15 protein-coding genes are annotated in these 21,805 nt (G+C 52.6%); all 15 read left to right on the top strand.

Going from position 1 to position 21,805, the window contains the following annotated elements:
- Nucleotides 1-429: 429 nt before the first annotated feature.
- The 15 genes from HEQ50_RS01030 to HEQ50_RS00960 all read left to right on the top strand — a co-directional run bounded on the left by HEQ50_RS01030 (nucleotide 430) and on the right by HEQ50_RS00960 (nucleotide 21,788).
- Nucleotides 430-936 (top strand): Rrf2 family transcriptional regulator, encoded by a 507-nt coding sequence (locus HEQ50_RS01030; protein WP_168898611.1) that lies wholly within the window; start codon nucleotides 430-432, stop codon nucleotides 934-936.
- A gap of 87 nt (nucleotides 937-1,023) precedes the next feature.
- Nucleotides 1,024-4,299 carry an MMPL family transporter gene (locus tag HEQ50_RS01025; RefSeq protein ID WP_211089149.1) on the top strand — a complete coding sequence of 1,092 codons (3,276 nt, stop codon included), beginning with the start codon at nucleotides 1,024-1,026 and terminating at the stop codon, nucleotides 4,297-4,299.
- Nucleotides 4,300-4,630: 331 nt separating this feature from the next.
- Nucleotides 4,631-5,338 carry a tRNA (adenine(22)-N(1))-methyltransferase TrmK gene (locus HEQ50_RS01020; RefSeq protein WP_168898609.1) on the top strand — a complete coding sequence of 236 codons (708 nt, stop codon included), beginning with the start codon at nucleotides 4,631-4,633 and terminating at the stop codon, nucleotides 5,336-5,338.
- Nucleotides 5,325-6,131, top strand: coding sequence for a Nif3-like dinuclear metal center hexameric protein (locus tag HEQ50_RS01015; protein WP_168898608.1), 807 nt, complete (start codon nucleotides 5,325-5,327; stop codon nucleotides 6,129-6,131). Before HEQ50_RS01020 ends, HEQ50_RS01015 begins: the two co-directional genes overlap by 14 nt.
- A gap of 56 nt (nucleotides 6,132-6,187) precedes the next feature.
- On the top strand, nucleotides 6,188-7,429 hold the full coding sequence (gene pepT, locus HEQ50_RS01010; RefSeq protein WP_168898607.1) for a peptidase T: 1,242 nt from the start codon (nucleotides 6,188-6,190) through the stop codon (nucleotides 7,427-7,429).
- A gap of 192 nt (nucleotides 7,430-7,621) precedes the next feature.
- Nucleotides 7,622-10,243 carry an ATP-dependent chaperone ClpB gene (gene clpB / locus HEQ50_RS01005; protein ID WP_168898606.1) on the top strand — a complete coding sequence of 874 codons (2,622 nt, stop codon included), beginning with the start codon at nucleotides 7,622-7,624 and terminating at the stop codon, nucleotides 10,241-10,243.
- A 636-nt stretch (nucleotides 10,244-10,879) separates the two neighbouring features.
- Complete coding sequence (gene dnaE / locus HEQ50_RS01000) at nucleotides 10,880-14,221, top strand: DNA polymerase III subunit alpha (protein WP_168898605.1); 3,342 nt, start codon at nucleotides 10,880-10,882, stop codon at nucleotides 14,219-14,221.
- 95 nt (nucleotides 14,222-14,316) lie between these two features.
- Nucleotides 14,317-15,039, top strand: a complete 723-nt coding sequence (locus HEQ50_RS00995) for a transaldolase (RefSeq protein WP_168898604.1) — start codon at nucleotides 14,317-14,319, stop codon at nucleotides 15,037-15,039.
- Between the two features lie 505 nt (nucleotides 15,040-15,544).
- Nucleotides 15,545-17,302 (top strand): pyruvate kinase, encoded by a 1,758-nt coding sequence (pyk, locus tag HEQ50_RS00990; protein WP_168898603.1) that lies wholly within the window; start codon nucleotides 15,545-15,547, stop codon nucleotides 17,300-17,302.
- Between the two features lie 195 nt (nucleotides 17,303-17,497).
- Nucleotides 17,498-18,379 carry a S1 RNA-binding domain-containing protein gene (locus tag HEQ50_RS00985; protein WP_168898602.1) on the top strand — a complete coding sequence of 294 codons (882 nt, stop codon included), beginning with the start codon at nucleotides 17,498-17,500 and terminating at the stop codon, nucleotides 18,377-18,379.
- Between the two features lie 11 nt (nucleotides 18,380-18,390).
- Nucleotides 18,391-19,287 carry a site-specific tyrosine recombinase XerD gene (gene xerD / locus HEQ50_RS00980; protein WP_168898601.1) on the top strand — a complete coding sequence of 299 codons (897 nt, stop codon included), beginning with the start codon at nucleotides 18,391-18,393 and terminating at the stop codon, nucleotides 19,285-19,287.
- Nucleotides 19,288-19,341: 54 nt separating this feature from the next.
- Nucleotides 19,342-19,737, top strand: a complete 396-nt coding sequence (locus HEQ50_RS00975) for an N-acetyltransferase (RefSeq protein ID WP_168898600.1) — start codon at nucleotides 19,342-19,344, stop codon at nucleotides 19,735-19,737.
- The gene (locus HEQ50_RS00970; RefSeq protein WP_168898599.1) at nucleotides 19,691-20,479 is read left to right on the top strand and encodes a ScpA family protein; all 789 of its coding nucleotides are present in this window, start codon (nucleotides 19,691-19,693) and stop codon (nucleotides 20,477-20,479) included. Before HEQ50_RS00975 ends, HEQ50_RS00970 begins: the two co-directional genes overlap by 47 nt.
- A complete protein-coding gene (scpB, locus tag HEQ50_RS00965; RefSeq protein ID WP_168898598.1) occupies nucleotides 20,457-21,065 on the top strand; it encodes an SMC-Scp complex subunit ScpB in 609 nt (202 codons plus the stop codon). The genes HEQ50_RS00970 and scpB overlap by 23 nt, the downstream gene beginning before the upstream one ends.
- Nucleotides 21,066-21,788: a pseudouridine synthase gene (locus HEQ50_RS00960; RefSeq protein WP_168898597.1), complete on the top strand. Its 723-nt coding sequence runs from the start codon at nucleotides 21,066-21,068 to the stop codon at nucleotides 21,786-21,788.
- Nucleotides 21,789-21,805 lie beyond the last annotated feature (17 nt).

Raw genomic sequence — 21,805 nt, 5'->3', positions numbered from 1 at the left:
TCATCGGATCACAGCCAATCGGCGGTGGTCCGGTGAGACCTTTTTTTAGTGTGAGTGAAAATTTGCATTTCGTGAAAATAGCGCTGGACAATTCGGTTCGTTAACTGAGTTTTAGGCGATAAACGGCTGGAAAAATAACACTTTTCAAGAAAGTGAATCATTGTGAAACTTTCTTGAAAATAAAACGGATAAGCGTGAGAAGACCAATCATGTGACCAACCGATGCGGGGACTTAAAAGGTGTCCGTTAGAATGGTGCTGATTATGAGTGGTTTATAGATTAGGAGAATCCACTCGTTGAAACCGTTTACAGTGAAAAATAATTTTACATCAGCTAATTTAATGCGTCAAAAGTCTTGAAAATCTCGTTAAAGGGGATATAATGTATCTCGTTTAAAAGTTATGGGAGACAGGAGAAGGGAGGCCCATCGTGAGGGCAAAACCGAGTTTAGAACAGGCCTTATGTATTGTGGCCCTGTTGGGAATCCAGGATCGTAAAATTCCGCTACATAGTCGTTTGGTGGCAGAACGATTGGACATTTCGACGAGTTATTTGAAAAAGATTGTTCAAAAATTAGCAGCTGGCGGGATCGTCAAAACCGTTTCTGGTCGTGATGGAGGTATCGTGTTGACCAAAGATCCGTTGAAAATCACACTCTTGGATGTTTTCAACGCCATTGAGGGAACGACCGCCTTTGTGCACAGCACCGGATTGGTTTCGAAGGTTTTTGGCCTTGAACACAAGGACGCTTTCATCGCGACTTATGAGTTGAAAGACTTCAAAGATACGCGGCCGGTTGCTAACGTGCTGAGTGTCTTTGCCCAGGCGGAAGAACAATTTCGTCAGGAACTGGCAACGCTGTCGATTGGTGACGTGTTGCCAACCACGGGGGACCAATCCCTCCAACTGGATTGGACCAAGTGGTTGACGCGTTAATGAGCAGAATAGAACCGGATCACCTGAGAAAGGGTTGTTCGGTAAATAAATCTTAAAAATCGTCGAGGAGGTTTCAGCGTGCGTTGGATGAATAAACATTACATCTGGAACGTGATTGGGTGGCTGGTCATTGTGATCCTAGCCATCGTCACGATTCCTAACATGAGTAAATTGGTGGCGGATAAGGGCCAAATTACCGTGCCTAGCAGCTATCAAAGTTCCCGAGCAACGACCATGCAGGACAAGTGGGGCCGTTCGCAAAAGGGAACCACGGCGGTCGTGGTCGTCTTCAACAATGGAAATTCTAAGCTAACCAGTGCGCAGAATGACCAGATTGATCGGACGATTAACCGAATTAAGAATCACGAAGATCGCTACCAGATTCGCTCGGTGACGGCGGCCAGTGATAGTTCCACGGCCGCGTCCCAATTGATCTCGAAGGACAAGAGTACCCAGTTGTTACAACTGAACGTGCATAAGTCATCTAGTCATTCGGTCACCCAGATTCGTGATCAGATTACGAAGTTGGCGAAGACCAGCGGAGTGACCACGTACGTCACGGGGGCGGATGTCCTGAACCAAGACTTCTCCGACGCCACCCAGGCCGGTGTTCAGAAGACGGAAATTATTGCCGCCATCTTTATCTTCCTGGTGTTGTGGTTAGTCTTCCGGTCGCCCATTACCCCGTTGTTCTCATTATTAACGGTGGCGGTGTCCGTGATCACCTCGATTTCGGTGGTCGCTAACTTGGTCAACCGCTTCAACTTTCCGTTCTCTAACTTTACGGAAGTCTTTATCGTCATTGTGTTATTCGGGATTGGGACGGACTATAACATCCTCCTATACAATGAATTCCGAGAGCGACTGGCGAGTGGTAAGGACAGGTATACGGCGACCAAAGAAGCAACGAAGGTCGGTGGGCGAACGGTCCTGTATTCCGGCTTATCCGTCCTCATTGGGATGAGTGTCTTGGGATTTGCCAACTTCTCCCTGTACCGTTCAGCCGTCGGGATTGCCGTGGGGGTTGTGGTCTTACTGGCCGTGCTCTTAACGCTGAATCCGTTCTTCATGGCCATCTGTGGTCCTCACATGTTCTGGCCCATCAAGAAGTTCCAAGGCGAAGGTGACAGCCGCCTCTGGCACGGCATGGCTAAGCACGCCATGATTCGACCGGTCATCACGCTGATCCTCACGGGGATTATCTTCATTCCGCTGGCCTTGACGTCTCACGGGACGTTGGACTACGATAACTTGGTCGAAATTGGTGATAATGTACCAGCCAAGCAAGGATTCAAGGTGGTGCAAAAACACTTCTCCAAGGGAACCGCTGAACCAACGACGATCTATATTCAAAGTAAAAACAAGATGGATAATGAAAAGACCCTGCTGATTGTGGATCGGTTAACCAAACAACTCCAACAATCCGAGGGCGTTAAGACGGTCGCCTCGGTAACGCAGCCAGGTGGGAAGACCATCAAGAAGCTTTACGTGCGTAACCAAATGAGTTCGGTAACCACCGGCTTAGCCAAGGCCCAAAAAGGGGTCAACACGGTTAATAAAGGCTTAAAGTCCGCCAATAGCTCACTGAGCAAACAAAATGTCAGTGGGGCCGTGAAGGATGCCAATAAGCTCGCCACTGGGGCCAAGCAAGTTAGCACCGGGACCCAGCAATTGCAAAGCGCAATTTCACAGGTCTCAACCGGTGTTAATTCGTTGAACAGTCAGGTTTCCTCCGCTTCTGGGGGGAAACAGGCCGCACAATTGGCACAATTAGAGGCTGCCTTGCCTCAGCTGAATGCGGCTATTCAACAGTTGAATGCTCAAGTCTCCGCTAGCTCGACCAATACGAGCGGTGTGACGACGTCTCTGACCACGATTAAGAACAGCACCCAAGACATTGCGTCACAATTGGCCAAGGTCGAGAGTGCTACTTCGAACCTGCCTAGCATGAGTGCCAGCACGGTGGCCGCGGCCTTTAGCCAACAAGGCGTACCATTATCGGCCGCGCAAAAGGCCGTTTTGGCTGGTATTTTGCAGAAACAAAGTGCCGCCCAAAGCGAACTGAAGGCGACCTTGAGTACCTCACTGAAGCAGATTGGGAGCGATGCAACGGCCATCGGTTCTGCCGACCAAACCGTTGCCAGTCAATTACAAGCCTTACAAGGGTCAACCAGTCAGCTGCAAAGCGCAGTGGCGACGTTGGCGCAGAAGTCAAACGTGGTCTTGCCGGGAGCGGCAACGGCCTTACAAACGGCCAGCTCGCAATCTAGTCAATTGGCTAGTGCAACGAGTCAACTCTCCGGGGCGATGTTTACCATCAACGGCAAGATGCCGGCCTTGGTCACCGGGGCCAATCAAGTGGCTACTGGGAACCAGACCATGGCCGAGAAACTCGCTGCGATGAGCAAACAACTGACGGCGCTGCGGAAGGGGTTAACCTCCGCTAGCACCGGTCTGACGCAGGTCTCGTCGGGGGTTGGGTCGGCCAACACTTACCTGAAGGGGCTCCAGAAGTCGGCGGGTTCGGAAACCTTCTACATTCCAAGTAAGCAGTTACACGGTAGTTCATTCAAACCGGCGCTGACGACCTACATGTCACCCGATCGAAAGATTACCAAGCTGACGGTCGTCTTAAACGATGATCCGAGCTCAGCGGCTGCGATGGCGCGGTTGCCGAAATTGGAAAAGGTCGTCAACGGGGCGTTAGCCGGCACCAGCCTAAAGAATGCCGAAGTGGCCTTCGGTGGCAATACGTCACAGACCAACGACATCAACGACATGGCGTCTAGCGACTTTACGCGAACGGTCATCATCATGTTGGCCGGGATCTTCATCGCCCTGATGGTCGTGACCCGTTCGTTGGTTCAACCAATTGTTATCGAAGGGATCTTGGTGGTCGCTTACTCCGGCGCCTTGACCATCGTGCACTGGTTGGTTGATCCACTGCTGGGAACCAATATGTTGACGTGGAACACACCATTCTTCACGTTTGTCATGTTGATCTCGCTGGGGGTTGATTACTCGATCTTCCTGATGCGGAAATACCGTGAGTTCCTCCACGAACCGGGCGCTACCAGCCAAAAGATGCTGCGCGCCGCCACCGTGATTGGAACGGTCGTGCTTTCCGCCGGCGTGATCCTGAGTGGTACGTTCGCCGCCTTAATTCCGTCTGGGGTCATGACACTGATTCAGATTGCGTTAGCCGTGATTATCGGGATTATCCTGTTAGTCATCTTGCTTCCAATCGTGATGCCAGCCGTCATGAAGATTACCTACCCGTACCCTTACTCTAAGATGGCACGGGCCCAGAACGAAGCGGATGAAGAAAGTGAACGTGAACCAACGCGTCGTAATCGTCAATAATCAATGTTACTGAAGCAAAGTGGAAGTCCGTTCTACCCGATGGTGGAGCGGACTTTTTGCATCGGCCACTACTTATTACTAATGTAAATTTTGTCAATTTTGTTGCATATTTTAAGCAATTAATTGAAAAGATTAATCTTCAGTCGCCAAACACGTTCGGCTTACAGTGCTTCATAGTTGCGGCTATGACTTTAGGTGGTTTCTGGCTGCATAAGTTGGTGGCTATTAATCGGGACATCATTTTGGCGTGCGGATGACTTTCCCGCTATTCAAGCGGCGCCGACTAGCTTATACTTAGACTAATGAAAAAATTGGAAAGGAAGATGTGTGAATGGATGCAGACCATTTATCGGTTCGCTTAGCCACGGTCGCCGAGTACGTCCCCGCGGGGAGCCGCTTGGCGGACATCGGCACCGACCATGCCTACCTGCCGGTTAACCTGGCAAAGCGTGGTAAGATCGCTGGTGGCGTCGCCGGCGAAGTTGTCAAGGGCCCGTTTGAAAACGCCCAGCACGAAATTGAAAGGGAGGGCCTAAGCGATCGAATTACGGCGCGTCTGGCCAACGGTTTACAAGCCATCAAGGCCAGCGACCACATTGATACGGTGGTTATTGCCGGGATGGGGGGCACGCTGATTGTCCAGATCCTGACGCAGGACTTCAATCGCTTGGCGGGCGTGAAGCGCTTGGTTCTCCAACCCAACGTCGGTGAGCAAAACGTGCGGCAATTTTTGATGACCCACGGCTTTCAGCTGGTGACCGAGCAGATTGTGACGGAGGATGGCCACGACTACGAGATTCTGGTGGCCGATAAAGTAGCCCAACCCGAACGGTATACGGCCGAGCAGCTCCGCTTTGGCCCATATCTCTTGACCGAACACAACGCCATCTTTATCGCCAAGTGGCAGCGCGAATTGGCCCGTACCCGACAGGTCTTGGCCCAGGTCCAATCGGCCAAGGTCGTGCCGACGGAGAAGGTTGCGGCGTTAGAAACGGAGATCAAGGAGATTGAGGAGGTCTTGCAACGTGTTGGTGCGTGAGTTAGTCGATCGATTTGAACAATTTGCCCCGAAGACGTGGGCGGAACCCGGTGATCCGGTGGGACTACAGCTGGGCGACTTGGATGCCGAGGTGCATAAGGTCATGGTGACCTTAGACGTGCGGCCCGAAGTCGTGGACGAGGCCATTGCGGTGGGGGCCGACTTCATCTTTGCCCACCATCCCATGATGTTTCATCCCGCCAAGAATCTTGATTTAGCGGTTCCTCAGAATAAAATGTACGCAACCTTACTGCAGCATCACATCACGGTCTACGGGGCCCACACCAATCTGGACAGCGCACCCAATGGTATGAACGATTGGCTTGCGGCGGCACTGGGCCTGCAGGACACAGAGGGTCTGGTGCCCAGCAACGGGGTAACCGCGACGGCCGCGATTACGATGGGCCGGGTTGGCAATCTCGCACAGCCGACGACGGTGCGCCAGTTTGCTGAGGACTGTAAGCGGATCTTTCACGTAAAAGGCTTGCGGTTAATCAGCCATACGCCGGACGCCCCGGTTCGCCGGGTGGCCGTCCTCGGTGGCAGTGGCGGACCCTTCTACCAGGCGGCGCTGGCCAAGGGGGCCGATGTCTACGTGACGGGGGACATTTCCTATCATCCCGGGCACGACATGATTGCGGCGGGCCTCAACGTGGTCGATCCCGGGCACCACATTGAAAGCATCTGTAAGCCCCATCTGCAGAAGCTCTTCACGCAGTGGGCGGCTGACAACGACTGGCCGATCACGGTGGTGGCCTCGCAATTAAATACGGACCCGTTCACTTTTATTTAGCTGTGAAAACGGGTACACTAAAAATGCAAGTTAATTCAATTGAGGAGTGATTTATTTTGGCAAAGTATGAAAACCTGATTCCCCGGTTCTTGAAGTACGTCAAGATCAACACGCGTTCTAACCCTAACTCTGGCACGATTCCATCCACCCCAGAGCTGACCAAATTCGCCGAAGGCTTGGTGCAGGACCTGAAGGAAATTGGCCTGTCCAACGTGCATATTAATCAACAATGTGCATACGTCTACGCCACTTTACCCGCCAACACGGATAAGCAGGTCAAGAAGATTGGGTTTATCTCTCACTTTGATACGGCCGATTTCAACAGTGAGAACATCAACCCCCAATTCGTGGAAAACTACGATGGCAAGTCCGTCATTAAGTTGGATAAAGCTGGCAAATACACGCTGGACCCAGCCGTTTTCCCGAACCTGAAGAACTATAAGGGACACACCCTGATTACGACTGATGGGAGTACCTTGCTGGGGGCCGATGACAAGTCTGGGGTGGCCGAAATCATGGCGGCCGCAGAATACCTACTGGCCCATCCCGAAATCAAACACGGCGAAATTGAAATTGGCTTGGGCCCCGATGAAGAAATCGGCTCCGGGGCCGACCACTTTGACGTCAAGGATTTTGGCGCCGACATCGCTTATACGGTCGATGGGGGCCCACTGGGTCAGCTGGAATACGAAACCTTTAACGCGGCCGATGCCCAGGTGGAAATCACCGGGACCAACGTGCACCCCGCCGAAGCCAAGGATGTCATGGTGAATGCTTCACAAGTTGCCATGGACTTCCACGCGGCCTTACCGGCACATGACCGGCCAGAACATACCGAAGGGCGCGAGGGCTTCTTCCACCTGTACAGTATGAACGGGACTGTGGATAGCGCCCATCTCAGCTACATCATCCGTGATCACGATCGCCAAATCTTTGAAGATCGCAAGCAACTCTTCCAGGGCGTGGCCGATCAATTGAACAAGGCATACGGTAGTGATCGGGTTCAAGTCACCATCAAGGACCAATACTACAACATGCGCGAAGTCATTGAGAAGGACATGACGGTCGTTGACTTAGCTAAGGAAGCGCTCGAGGACTTGAATATCAAGCCCCTGATTTTCCCCGTACGTGGCGGAACTGACGGTTCCAAGATTTCGTACTTGGGCTTGCCAACACCTAACTTGTTTGCCGGTGGTGAGAACATGCACGGTCGGTTCGAATACGTTTCCGAACAAACCATGGAACAGGCGACCGACGTGGTCATTAAGATTGCGGAACTCGCCGAACAACAGGCTTAAATTAATTAGTCAAAATTGGTCAAATTATTTTGAATTTTGGTTAAAATCAGTTAGAATATGAATGAAAAATAGAGGTTAACCTAAGGGTTGCCTCTTTTTTGACCCCCAAATTCAGAAACGCGGGAGAGTCAATCGTTTCGTTTAAAACGGAATTTAATCAAGCAAATTACTTTTAACCAAGGAGGACTCAAGATGAATCCAGAAAACATGACAGAAGCCCTAACGGCAGCGTTAGGCGAGGCGCAACGGATTGCCATGACCCGCAAGCACCAGGCCGTGACGGTCGCTCACCTCTTTAAATACCTGATTCAACCAGGCGAACTGGGCCGAGAAATCTTAGCCGATGCCGGTGTGGACATTGCGGCGATGGATGGCGAACTCGACCGGGAACTTGACGGGATCAGTACGGTCTCCGGTAGCGGCGTGCAGTACGGACAAGAATTTTCCCGGAACTTAACGGATCTGCTACAGAAGGCCGACGCGATTAAGGACAAGTATCACGACGACTTCTTAGCCATCGACACGGTGATGATTGCACTGATGCAGCTGCAAGGTGAGAGCCTGACGGATTACCTGAAGGCTCAGGGCATCACGGAACAAATGGTTCGCAACGCCGTGGATAAAATCCGTAGTGGCGAACGGGTTACCTCAAAGAATCAAGAGGACCAGTACAAGGCCCTTGAAAAGTACGGTATTGATCTGGTCAAGGCCATGCGCAGTGGGAAGATTGACCCGATCATTGGGCGTGACGAGGAGATTCTGTCCGTCATTCGGATTCTTTCTCGAAAGACCAAGAATAACCCCGTCTTGATTGGGGAAGCCGGGGTCGGGAAGACCGCCATCGTGGAAGGTTTGGCGCAACGGATCGTCCGCGGGGATGTCCCCGATAATTTAAAGAATAAGACGATCTTCTCGTTGGATATGGGGTCCTTAATCGCTGGTGCCAAGTACCGTGGCGAATTTGAGGAACGGCTGAAGGCCGTCTTGAAGGAAGTCACCAAGAGTGACGGCCAGATTATCATGTTCATCGATGAAATTCATAACATTGTCGGCGCCGGGAAGAGTGAGGGCAGTATGGATGCCGGTAACTTGCTCAAACCGATGCTGGCACGGGGCGAGCTGCATCTGATTGGGGCCACCACGCTGGATGAATACCGGAAGTATTTGGAACAGGATAAAGCGTTAGCACGTCGGTTCCAACGCGTTGTGGTCAATGAACCCAGTATCGAGGATACGGTCACGATTCTACGGGGGCTCCGTGAGCGCTTCGAAATTCATCACGGGGTCAAGATTCACGACAACGCGTTAATTGCGGCGGCCAAGCTGTCCGACCGCTACCTGACCGATCGCTTCCTACCGGACAAGGCCATCGACCTGGTCGATGAGGCCTCGGCGTCGATTCGCGTGGAAATGAACTCCGCGCCGACTGAACTGGATCAGGCCCGCCGGCAAATGATGCGGATGCAGGTGGAACAGACGGCGCTGAAACAGGAAACGGATGAAGCCTCTCAGGCACGGCTCAAGGAGTTAACCAAGGAACTCGCCGACACCAAGGAAAAGGTCGACAAGTTGAGTGCCCGGTGGAACCAGGAGAAGACGGCCATTAAGAGCGTGGGGGCCAAGAAGACCGAACTGGATCGGGCAAAGCGGGACTTAGAAAACGCCGAATCCCAGTACGATCTAAACAAGGCGGCCGAATTACAACACGGGACCATCCCACGGTTGGAACGCGAATTGGCCGATTTGGAAAAGCAGGATCAGCAACAGGACTGGCTGGTCTCCGAGTCGGTGACCGAAAATGAAATTGCGGCCGTCGTTAGTCGGATGACCGGGATTCCCGTGACTAAGCTGGTTCAGGGCGAACGCGAGAAATTGTTGAAGTTGGCCGATCGCCTGCACGACCGGGTCGTCGGTCAGGACCAGGCGGTGTCCGCGGTAGCCGATGCCGTGCTCCGTTCACGAGCCGGCCTTCAGGATCCCACCAAGCCACTGGGTTCCTTCCTCTTCCTCGGGCCAACCGGGGTCGGGAAGACCGAATTGGCCAAGGCCCTGGCCGAGAACCTCTTTGACAGCGAGGATCACATGGTGCGAATCGACATGAGCGAATACATGGAAAAAGAATCCGTGTCGCGCTTGGTCGGGGCGGCTCCCGGCTATGTCGGCTACGAGGAAGGCGGTCAGCTGACCGAGGCCGTGCGGCGTAATCCGTATACCATTGTGCTCTTCGATGAGGTCGAAAAGGCCCATCCGGACGTCTTCAATCTACTGCTACAGGTCTTGGACGATGGCCGACTGACGGATAGTCAGGGCCGGACCATCGACTTTAAGAACACGATTCTCATCATGACCTCTAACCTGGGGTCGGAAATACTCCTGCAAGGCACGGACGATCAGGGGCGTATCTCGACCAGCGCCCAGGAACGGGTGGCCAAGCTCCTGCAGGCCCACTTCCGGCCGGAATTCCTGAACCGGATCGACGAGACCATCATGTTCACGCCGCTGACGTTGGCCGACGTTCAGCAGATTGTGGTGAAGTTGATTGGGCATCTGGCTAACCGGCTGCACGAACAGCAGCTGGATCTGACGATCACGCCGGCCGCACAGGCGTGGATTGCCCAGAAGGGGTATCTGCCGGCATACGGTGCCCGGCCCCTACAGCGCTTCATCACGACGCACGTAGAAACACCGTTGGCCCGGCAATTGATTGCGGGGAACATTCCCGTGAATAGTTTGATTACGATCGACGTGGCCGATGATCAGCTGGTCTTCACGCATGCTCTACAGACGAAGACGGTCCAGACACCGGCGGACTGAGGCGATGGGGTTAGTGACAGCCTGAATGTGAATTAATAATCGGAAGTGAAAAATGGTGTTAATTGTCGATTTGTGGCGGTTAATATCATTTTTCTTTTTAAATCGGACGGTTTAAATACAGGGAAACAGCACGTGTCGTGGGTAAAGCTTGTCAACGCTAAGTAACAATGACTTTAGTTGATGAGGACTGTCCGCCTAAGTACTGACGGACGGTTTTTTCTATTGGAATGCGTCATGACGACAAGTGCTAATCAGATCGCTCGACGGTTGTGGATGGTGGCTATAGCAACACGTTTCTTTTCCGCGTCCTTTCGCGGTATTGACAGGGAGCTATCGGGCCGAAAAATGACCTGGGTCGGTCGACGAGCACCCTGAGAAGTCACGGCTGAATCGGGTGCTGATTCATTTTCTATGGGTGTGATGAAGGGGTTGTGGTTAAGTAGAACGGCCAGTTGTTGGCGGGACACGGGTTTACATGCCATTAAATCGCCCAAGATGAGCCGTGCACCTCACTGTAGAAGTCAGCTTACCGGGAATGGAAAAAATTGCCAAGCAAACAGTTGTTCGTCATCCCAGATTTTCAGCCATTTTCTGGTATAATAGCGATAAATGATGATGAAGAAAGGAGTGGACAGGATGATTGTCCCGTTACAGGTAATGAGCACCTACAGCCTGCTGCAGAGTACCAACCGAATCCCTGAACTGGTGCAGACGGCAAAGGACCGGGGATATACCGCCCTGGCATTGACGGATAAGAACGTCATGTACGGTGAGGTGGCCTTTTATAACGCCTGTCAAGCGGCGGGGATCAAGTCCATTTTGGGGCTGACCCTGACGACGCAAGCGGTTGGCGAGGCCACCCAACCGACCGAGCTGCTCTTTTTGGCGCGTGATTTCACGGGTTATCAGCAACTGATGCTGTTGTCCACGGCCTATCAAGTGGCGGGAGAACCGGTCGATTTGAGCCAGCAAACGGCGAATCTAACCCATTTAAACGTGGTGGCGCCCCTTGATAGTGAGATTCATCAGTTGTTGGAGATTGGGGATGCCCCAGCGGCGGCTCGCGTTGTTCGCCAGCTTCAGCAGTGGGCACCTCAACAGGTCACCGTGGGCGTTAGTCCCGATCTGTCAGCGGACATCCGCCAGCAGCTTCAACAGCTTCAGGCGACCACCCAAGTCCCCTTGGTGGGAGTCACGCCGGTAGACTACCTCAACCGCGAGGACCACTTTGCGGTGACCGTGCTCCGGGCGATTGATGCCGGCGCGGTGATCGACGATTTACCCGCGGCGCAGGCCACCTTAGGCACGCACTGGTTACGCCCGGCAGCCGAAGAGACGGAACGTTTCGCCCACGCCGGTTTAACGGCGGCCGTGGCGGCGACCGAGCGGGTGGCGGCGACGTGTGACGTGACGTTAAGGTTTCAACAACCCCAGCTGCCCCAATTTCCCACGCCAAATCGGCAGGCCTCCCAGGATTATCTACGTCAGCTGTGTTTAAAGGGTCTCCAGCAACGGCTAGCGGCCAATGGCGTGACGGATAGCCAACCTTATCAACAGCGCTTAGAACGCGAGTTAGGCGTTATTCATCGGATGGGGTTTGACGACTACTTCTTGATCGTTTGGGACGTCATGAACTTTGCGCACCGGGCCCACATTCAGACGGGACCGGGGCGGGGATCGGCGGCCGGTTCGTTGGTGGCCTACGTTTTGGCCATCACGGAAGTTGATCCGTTGGCGTATAACCTGTTATTTGAACGGTTCTTGAATGAAGAACGGGCCCAGATGCCCGATATTGACCTGGACATTCCGGATGACAAACGAGAGCAGGTCTTGACGTACGTCCACGATAAGTATGGGCATTCGCGGGTAGCCCAGATCATTACCTTTGGCACGTTGGCGGCCAAGGCGGCTTTGCGAGACGTGGGGCGTGTCTTGGGGATGGCCCCTTACCAGATGAGCGATTGGAGCGCGGCCATTCCCAATCAACTGCATATCACGTTGGCCGCGGCCTACCAGCAATCCCAGAAACTGCGCAATTTAGTGGCCGATAGCGATCAGAACAAATTGCTTTACGAAACGGCCAGTAAGCTGGAGGGGTTACCGCGAAACTACTCGACCCATGCGGCCGGGATTGTATTGAGTCAGGGGGCGTTGACGGATCTCGTGCCCCTTCAACCGGGCGCAGGGACCCTGTTGATGACCCAATACCCCAAGGACACGGTTGAAGCGGTGGGCCTATTGAAGATGGATTTCTTAGGCCTCCGTAATCTGAGTATCCTGGCAAACGCCTTGGCGCTAGTTAAGAAGCAGACGGGACAATCCCTGGACATTAACGCCGTTGATTTGAATGACGCGGCAACGCTCAAGCTCTTTGCACAGGGGGAGACGAACGGGGTCTTCCAATTTGAGTCGTCCGGCATCAAGCGCGTCCTTCGCCAGCTCCGACCGGATAGCTTTGAACTGGTCGCCGCGGTCAACGCGTTGTACCGCCCGGGGCCCATGGAAAATATTGATACTTTTATCAAACGTAAGGATGGCAAGGAACGGGTGACCTACGCGGCCGAGGCGCTCAAGCCGATTCTCGGGCCAACCTATGGCGTCCTGGTCTATCAAGAACAGGTCATGCAGGTGGCCAGCACAATGGGCGGCTTCACATTGGGTGAGGCCGATCTGTTGCGACGGGCCATGAGTAAAAAGAAGAAGCAGACCATGGACGCCATGCAGAAGAAATTCGTTAGCGGGGCCCAGCAACTGGGTTATGCGACCGAAACGGCCCAGCAGGTCTTTGCCTATATGGATCGTTTTGCCAACTACGGGTTCAACCGGTCACATGCCGTGGCGTATAGTAAGCTGGCCTTTCAGCTGGCCTATCTCAAGGCCCATTATCCGGGGCCATTTTACGCGGCACTGCTGAACTCGGTGATCAACGTGCCGGTTAAGACCAAGCTGTACTTGACCGAGGCGAAACGTCATGGGGTGACGATCTTGCCGCCGGATATTAATCAGTCGTCGGCCTACTTTAACCTGCGTGACGGGGCCATTATCTTCGGATTGAGTTCTATTAAGGGCGTGCGGCGGGACTTCCTACGGGAACTCTTGGCGGATCGCCATGAGCACGGGCCATACCGCGACCTTCATCAATTCTTACAGCGAATCGACGGGAAGTACCGCAAGGCCGATCTTCTCAACGCACTGGTCTATGCTGGGGCGTTCGATCATTTCGGTTACAATCGGGCCGAACTCATTGCGGCGTTGCCGGAATTCTTGAGCAGTGTGGAACTATCCGGGGATAACGTGGAACTGTTTGCGGCGTTGGCACCCAAGGTGACCCGCAAGCCGGACTTTGACCTGATGACGAAGCTAACGCAGGAGGAGGCCGTCCTCGGTGCCTACCTGTCCGGCCATCCCGTCGCCCAATTTCAACGGTTGGCGCAGCGGTTACATGCCGTGACCATCAGCGATTTAACGGTCAATAGTCGCGTAACTGTGGTGGTGTACGTCACCCGGATTCGAACCATTCGGACTAAACGCGGCGAGCCCATGGCGTTTATCACTGGGGGAGATGAGACGGCTGACGTTAGTATTACCGTCTTTCCCAATCAGTATCGGTTAGCGAGTGAGTGGCTCAAGACGGATCAGGTGATCGTGGTGCGCGGAAAGGTGGAGCAGCAGCGGGGGCTACAGATTGTGGCCGATCGATTGGATCTGGCAGAAAGCCTGCAGCCAACGCCGACGGAATCGGCGGGCCAACGCTGGTTTATTCGGGTCGATGCCGAACACGACCAACGCCCGGTGGCCCAGCAATTAGCGCAGTTGCTACGCAGTCACGCGGGAACCGTGCCCGTGATCGTTTATCAACCACAGACCGATCAGAAACGCCTCCTGCCTAAGACGCAGTGGCTTCCGGCTGATCCCCAGCTCAAGGGAACCCTGGAGCGGTTGATGGGTGTCGGTAATGTAGTTTATGAAAATGGATAGACCAATTTTAATAAAAATACCTCTAGACTAATCGTATCAAGTTCTGTATTATATATACCAATGAACAAGATATCAGACTCTGGAGGTATTTTTTAATGAAATTAAACGTAAAAGTTTATTCCGATGGTGCGCAATTAGAGGATATGAAGGCCGTGGCCGCTAAGGGCTTGGTCGAGGGCTTTACCACCAACCCGAGCCTAATGAAGGCCGCGGGGATTACGGACTACTTGGCCTTTGCCAAGGAAGCCGTGGCGACTTTCCCCGATCAATCCATCAGTTTTGAAGTGTTCGGGAACACGCCGGAACGGATGCTAGCCGAGGCGAAGGTCTTGGCCGGACTCGGTCAACACGTGGCCGTTAAGGTGCCGATTATTCGGGCGAATGGTGCAGACAACACAGCCGTGATTACGGCCCTGTCCGATGCTGGTGTACGCGTGAATGTGACCGCAATTACCACGCTATCCGAAGTTAAATTGGCGGTGGACGCGTTGAACGAACAAACGGGGGGAATTGTATCCGTGTTTGCTGGACGGGTGGCCGATACCGGTGTTGACCCCGTGCCACTGATGAAGCAGTCGGCGGCCCTATGTCACAGCAAAGCTAACGTGGCCCTGCTGTGGGCAAGCACCCGGGAGTCCATTAACGTGATTCAGGCCGATGAGACTGGATGCGACATCATCACGGTCCCACCTAAGATTTTGAACAAGCTCGACAAGTTCGGTAAGGATGCCTTCCAAGTGTCAGTGGACACCGTGAAGACGTTCGACCAAGATATTGCCGACTTGGGCTTCACCATTCCGGTGCCGGCACAGGCCTAAGCCGATTCGTTGAAATAGCCTTCTGAAAGTTACCGTCTGGGTGTACCTGCCCGAGGACGGTAACTTTTTTACGAATAGCTGAAGGTTGAAAGATAGAAAGCAGCTAGCATCCTTTGATAATCACGTATACCGCTCGTCAAATGGAGTCTGGATCACTGTGAGAAAAACCGGTAATCAGCGTGGTTTACGGCGGCCATCACTTTTAAATGCGGTTAACGCGCAACGAATGTTCATCGCAGTTTGAACTACTAGATTATTTTTACGATAACGAATAGGTTATGAAACGAGTAGTTAGTCATCGGTTTTCAGCCCCGGTCGGTAAGGGAAAACGCTTACTTTGAGAAATTGTGTACAAAGTGACGAAAAATCGATAAACATAGCAGACATAAATTTTTAAAAGTGATAGAATGATTTTGGAATCAAATTTGAGCCGAAACTTTTTGCATGCCAATTTTTAACGAGATTGGTGACCGTTTCGGCCAATTCTAAAGGAGAGATTTTTCTAATGAAGAAAACCAAGATCGTAAGTACCCTTGGTCCTGCAAGTACTGACGTTGATACGATTGTTAAGTTAATCGAATCCGGCGCCAACATCTTCCGGTTCAACTTTTCACACGGTGACCATGAAGAACATTTAGACCGTTTGGAAAAGGTCCACAAGGCTGAAAAGATTACTGGTAAGACCGTTGGTATCATGTTAGATACTAAGGGTGCCGAAATTCGGACGACTGTTGAAAAGGGTGGCAAGCTTGACTTCCATACCGACGACGTATTCCGGATCTCCATGGATGCATCACTCGAAGGTACCAAGGAAAAGATCGCTGTTACCTACCCTGGTTTATACGATGACGTCCACGAAGGCGGCCACGTCTTATTCGATGATGGTTTATTAGATACTGTCGTTGAAAAGAAAGACGATGCAACTAAGGAATTAGTTGTTAAGGTTCAAAACGATGGTGTCTTAGGTTCCCGTAAGGGTGTTAACGCACCTGGCGTTTCCATCAACTTACCAGGGATCACTGAAAAGGACTCCGATGATATTCGTTTTGGTTTGGATCACGAAATCAACTTCATCGCTGCTTCATTCGTACGGAAGCCACAAGATGTTATGGACATCCGTGAACTCCTCGAAGAAAAGCACATGGAACACGTTCAAATCTTCCCTAAGATCGAATCTCAAGAAGGTATCAACAACTTTGATGACATCATCAAGGTTTCCGATGGTTTGATGGTCGCTCGTGGTGACATGGGTGTTGAAATTCCAACGGAAAATGTGCCTTTGGTACAAAAAGCTTTGATCAAGAAGTGCAACATCTTAGGCAAGCCAGTTATTACCGCTACCCAAATGTTGGACTCCATGCAAGAAAACCCACGTCCTACGCGTGCCGAAGCTTCTGACGTTGCTAACGCCGTCTTTGATGGGACTGACGCAACCATGCTTTCTGGTGAAAGTGCTAACGGTGAATACCCAGTAGAATCCGTTGCTACGATGAACCGGATCGACATCAAGGCTGAAAATGCTTTGGCAGAATTTGGCCGTGACAACTTGGACTTCGATAACGGTGACGTTACGGAATCTATCGGTGCTTCCGTTGCCCGGGTTGCTAACGAATTGGGCGTTAAGACCATCGTTGCAGCTACGGAATCCGGCTACACTGCCAAGATGATTTCTAAGTACCGGCCAAATGCTGATATCTTAGCCGTTACCTTTGACGATCGGACCCGTCGTGGTTTGATGGTTAACTGGGGTGTTTACCCAATCGTTACCGAAAAGCCTGCTAACACGGACGCAATGTTTGATTTAGCCGCTGCCAAGGCCGTTGAAACTGGTTTGGCCAAGGAAGGCGACTTGATCTTAATCACTGCCGGTGTTCCCGTTGGCGAACGCGGTACGACTAACTTGATGAAGATCCAATTGATCGGTTCAAAGTTAGTTCAAGGCCAAGGTGTCGGTGATGACACGGTAATCGGCAAGGCCGTTATCGCAAACTCCGCTGCTGATGCCAACGCTAAAGTCGTTGAAGGTGGTATCTTGATTGCCAAGAACACCGACAAGGACTACTTGCCAGCTATCGAAAAGTCTAGCGCCGTGATCGTTGAAAACGGTGGATTGACTTCTCACGCAGCTGTTGTTGGGATTTCCATGGGGATTCCTGTTATCGTTGGTGCTACCGGTGCCAGCGAAAAGATCTCCGATGGCGAATTGATCACCGTTGACTCACGTCGCGGGATCGTTTACCACGGTGCTTCCAACGCGCTTTAATAAGAGATAAACCTGTTATTGAAAACGGACCCTCTGTCGGGGGTCCGTTTTCATTTGGGTTCGTGGCTGGATGACCAGTCAGGTTTATCACTAAATTTGTCAGATTAAGGCTCGCTAGTTGGTCGGTTTCCGTGTAAAATAAGGACTAGACACTTATGAACGGTAAACTGGGTGACCAGTAGAATTGAGGAGATTATGGAAGAACTATTAGGCCGCATCATCGCGGGAAAAGTTACCGACGAAAACGAAAACGATTATTACGTCCAAGTTGCGGGGACAACCTTTCGGCTGGATAAATCAGAGATCAAGAAGCCACTGAAGCTGGGGTCTAACTTCAAGGGATTCGCCTATGAAAATGAAGACCATGACATGCAAATTACCCGGGATGCCCCGCAGGTTCAGGTTGACCATTATGGCTTCGGGACGGTCGTGCGGACACAACGGACTTTGGGTGTTTTCGTGGATATTGGCTTGCCCAACAAGGATATCGTGGTTTCCTTGGATGATCTACCAGATATGATGGAACTCTGGCCGCAACAAGGCGATCGCTTATTGATTGCGCTTCGTGAGGATAATAAGCATCGTCTCTGGGGTGTGCTGGCCGATGGGGATATTTACGCAGCCATTGCCCAACCCGCTAAAAAAATGATGCAGAATTCCAATGTTGTGGCGCGAGCCTACCAATTAAAGCTGGTGGGAACACGGGTCATGACCGACCACTACGAGCTGGGGTTCATTCACCCTTCCGAACGGGAAACGGAACCACGTTTGGGCGAAGAGCTACACGCGCGCGTCATCGGTGTGCACGACGACGGGACGTTGAATCTTTCCCTGCGTCCCCGGACGTATGAAGCGATTGATGATGACGCCGCCATGCTACTAGCAGCGCTGGAACACAGCGAAGATGGTCATTTGGACTTTAGCGATAAGAGTGCCCCGGCGGCAATCAAGGCCTACTTTGGTATCAGCAAGGGCCAATTCAAACGGGCCATTGGGCACCTGCTGAAGGCACGTAAGATTACCCAACACGATGGCCAACTCTGGCTGGTTTCCGCTGAGGACCAGCAAACGGACTAGGAGGGACGCGGATGACGGAATTGGCTGATCAGACGGTCGACTTTGCCCACTACCTTACCGTGGAGCAGGGCCTCGCCAAGAATTCGGTCACGAGTTATACGCAGGAGCTACACAATCTTGCGGCGTATCTGACCGAACAACGGTTGTCCAGTTTCTTAAACGTTGATCGGCTGACCGTGATGAATTATTTGAGTGCGTTGACGGCGAGTGGGAAGTCGCGTAATTCCGTGATTCACGCCGTCTCGGCACTCCGTAAGTTCTACCGGTATCTGGTACAGACGCATCAGTTGGCGGATAACCCGATGGCTAATATCGCGGCCCCCAAGCATGCGGAACATTTACCGGCCGTTATGACGGTTGCCGAGGTTGACCGCTTGTTAGCGGCGCCGAATACCCAGGATAAATATGGTTTGCGCGACCGGGCCATCTTGGAGGTCATGTATGCCACCGGCTTGCGGGTCAGCGAACTGGTTCACCTGAAATTGGCGGATCTGCATCTGGAGATGGGACTCATCCAGACCCTCGGTAAGGGCGACAAGGAACGGATTATTCCCATCGGCGACGTGGCCACGGACTGGATTCAACGGTACCTGGCGCACAGCCGACCATTGTTGCTTAAACAGCGAACCAGCCCCTATTTGTTCCTGAACGCTCACGGTGGGGGATTGTCACGCCAAGCTATTTGGCAAAAAATTAAGCATTATGTGGCGTTGGCTGACATTCAAAAAAACGTGACGCCCCATACGCTCCGCCATTCCTTTGCCACGCACATCTTGGAGAATGGCGCGGACCTGCGGGTGGTCCAGGAGCTTCTGGGCCACGCGGATATTACGACCACCCAGATCTACACGCACATTTCCAAGAAACGCTTGGCAGCGGTCTACGATCACTACCATCCGCGGGCCTAGCCAAGTGGCGGTCAAGTGTGGTAGAGTATGAAGACGATTTAACGGAGGCACAACATGCTACTGAAATATCGGAGTGACTATCAAAAAATTGCGATGGGCCTGTTGAGTTTGATGCCGAGCCTTAAGGACTGGGATCGCCTGCAACGGGAACTGGCCTGGTATCAGAGTAGTGAAGAACGGACCCTGTACCTTTGGAAGGACGATCACGATGACTTTGCCGGTGTGGTGGGCACACAGGTTCAGGGCGATTATCTGATTGTCCAACTGTTGACACTTATGCCGGATAAGGATTTAACGGAAAACACCTGGCAGTTGTTGGATCAACTCGCCAAGACATTACCGACGAAACGACTGATGGGGACCCTCTCCACAGCTAAGATTATTGCGAAATGGGAGTATCACCATGGACAAAGCCACAGCAAGCGGCCAGCCGCTGATTCAGGTCAGTGATTTTGAAGGCCCGCTGGATTTATTGCTTCATTTAATTAAAACGAACGAAATGGATATTTACGATATCCGCATCGCCACCATCACAAGTCAGTACTTGGACTATCTGCATCAGATGCGGACGTTGCGGCTCGATATTGCCGGGGAGTACTTCGTGATGGCGGCCAATTTGATGGCGATTAAAGCGAAATTGTTGTTGCCCAAGCCCCAAACGTTGGCCCCCAGTGATGAGGATGAGCCGGACGATCCGCGAGAGGACTTGGTGAACCAGCTATTGGAATATCAACGCTATAAGCAGGCGGCACAGGTTCTAAAGGCCCGTGCGCAGGAACGTCAGCGACACTTTACCCGGCCGGCTATGGCGGTGCCGGAGTCGGTCGCTTTATCGGTGGCCCCGGGAATTGAAACTGCGGATCTGCAGGCGGCGTTGGCCAAGTTGGTCCATCGTGCCATGGTCGCTAAACCGGTTACGCAGAGCATCCAGCAGGCCCATTACACCATTAAGGATCAGATGGCCACGGTGCTGACGCGTCTCGAACATAGCCACGGCCCCCTCAGCTTTGAACAGCTGATTGGCCGAACGCCGGTGTTGGCCGAGATCGTGACGACTTTTTTGGCCGTCTTAGAACTGGCACGGCAACGGCAAGTAGCGCTTAAACAGGTGAGTCGCTTGGTACCGTTACAGGTTAACTTCATTCGAATGAAAGGACGGTATAGCGCAGATGTCACCTCTAGCACAGATTGAAAGTTTATTATTCGTCAGTGGTGATGAGGGCATTACGGTCGCGGACTTAGCTGCGGCAACGGGTCTCTTGCGGCCGGCGATTCTGGCCTCTTTGGAACGATTGGCCCAAAAATATGCGGCCGATCCGGACTCCGCTCTGGAGCTGATGGTAAATGACACGACCTACCGTCTGGTGACCAAGGAGGCGGTCGGCGATGTGGTGAAGCAGTACTTCGAGAATCCGTTGAGTACAAGCCTCTCACCGGCCTCTTTGGAAGTTTTGGCCATCATTGCCTACCGCCAGCCAATCACCCGAATTGAGGTCGATGAGATCCGGGGCGTGCAGAGTGCCTCGACAGTACAGAAGCTCGTGTTGCGGCGGCTGGTCGAAGATGCCGGGCGCTTGGACGAGCCGGGGCGGCCTAAGGTGTACCGGACCACGGCGTATTTCTTAGACTACTTTGGTCTAAAGCAATTGACGGCGTTACCGCCGTTGCCCGCAGCGGTCAATCCCAGCGAACAGGATGATGGCGACGGTGGCGACCTGTTCTTACAGGCCTTTAATCAGCAATTGAATCAATCAGGAGAAACAGGAGATGAAGCATAGATGGAACGACTACAAAAGGTTTTAGCCCATGATGGTGTGGCTTCACGGCGGCAATCAGAGAAGTTAATCATGAGTGGCCGCGTGAAGGTCAACGGAAGCGTGGTCACGGAACTTGGGACCAAGGTCGGAGTGCACGATAAGATCCTCGTGGATGGTGTCCCCATTACCAGTGAAGCCCCCGCCTACGTCTTGCTATACAAGCCGCGGGGCGTGGTGTCAACGGCTAACGATGATAAGGGTCGGCAGACGGTGGTTGACTTGATCGAAGACGTTGATCAGCGGATTTATCCGGTCGGCCGGTTGGATTACGATACGACGGGCCTCCTCTTGCTGACCAACGATGGTGAGCTGGCTAACCGGCTGACGCATCCAAAGTACGGCGTGGAGAAGACCTACGTGGCCCGGGTGACGGGAATTCCGACCAATAATGCTTTGCGGCAACTCCGCCAGGGCATCACGGTCGATGACGTCAAGTACGCGCCGGCTAAGGCCAAACTGTTGAGCAGTGATGACAAGAAAAAGATTGCGATTGTGTCACTGACGATTCACGAAGGCAAGAATCATCAGGTCAAAAAAATGTTAGCGGCCGTGGGTTATCCCGTTGAAAAGCTGAAGCGTGAAGAATACGGTTTCTTGACGCTTAAGGGCCTCCAACCGGGTGAATCACGACACCTGAAACCCGAAGAGGTCAAGGAACTCCGGCGGTTAACGGATCTGGTCTAAGTCAAATGGTTGACAGG

Source organism: Lactobacillus sp. HBUAS51381 (genome assembly GCF_012641095.1).
GTDB lineage: Bacteria > Bacillota > Bacilli > Lactobacillales > Lactobacillaceae > Levilactobacillus.
The sequence above is the reverse complement of the archived record's forward strand: the minus strand, read 5'-3'. Positions and strand labels throughout refer to the sequence as shown.

Coding starts and splice junctions, on each gene's coding strand:
- HEQ50_RS01020 (WP_168898609.1), top strand. CDS start 4,631: ATGGATGCAGACCATTTATCGGTTCGCTTAGCCACGGTCGCCGAGTAC.
- clpB (WP_168898606.1), top strand. CDS start 7,622: ATGAATCCAGAAAACATGACAGAAGCCCTAACGGCAGCGTTAGGCGAG.
- dnaE (WP_168898605.1), top strand. CDS start 10,880: ATGATTGTCCCGTTACAGGTAATGAGCACCTACAGCCTGCTGCAGAGT.
- HEQ50_RS00985 (WP_168898602.1), top strand. CDS start 17,498: ATGGAAGAACTATTAGGCCGCATCATCGCGGGAAAAGTTACCGACGAA.
- HEQ50_RS00975 (WP_168898600.1), top strand. CDS start 19,342: ATGCTACTGAAATATCGGAGTGACTATCAAAAAATTGCGATGGGCCTG.
- HEQ50_RS00995 (WP_168898604.1), top strand. CDS start 14,317: ATGAAATTAAACGTAAAAGTTTATTCCGATGGTGCGCAATTAGAGGAT.
- HEQ50_RS00970 (WP_168898599.1), top strand. CDS start 19,691: ATGGACAAAGCCACAGCAAGCGGCCAGCCGCTGATTCAGGTCAGTGAT.
- HEQ50_RS01025 (WP_211089149.1), top strand. CDS start 1,024: ATGAATAAACATTACATCTGGAACGTGATTGGGTGGCTGGTCATTGTG.
- scpB (WP_168898598.1), top strand. CDS start 20,457: ATGTCACCTCTAGCACAGATTGAAAGTTTATTATTCGTCAGTGGTGAT.
- xerD (WP_168898601.1), top strand. CDS start 18,391: ATGACGGAATTGGCTGATCAGACGGTCGACTTTGCCCACTACCTTACC.
- HEQ50_RS00960 (WP_168898597.1), top strand. CDS start 21,066: ATGGAACGACTACAAAAGGTTTTAGCCCATGATGGTGTGGCTTCACGG.
- pyk (WP_168898603.1), top strand. CDS start 15,545: ATGAAGAAAACCAAGATCGTAAGTACCCTTGGTCCTGCAAGTACTGAC.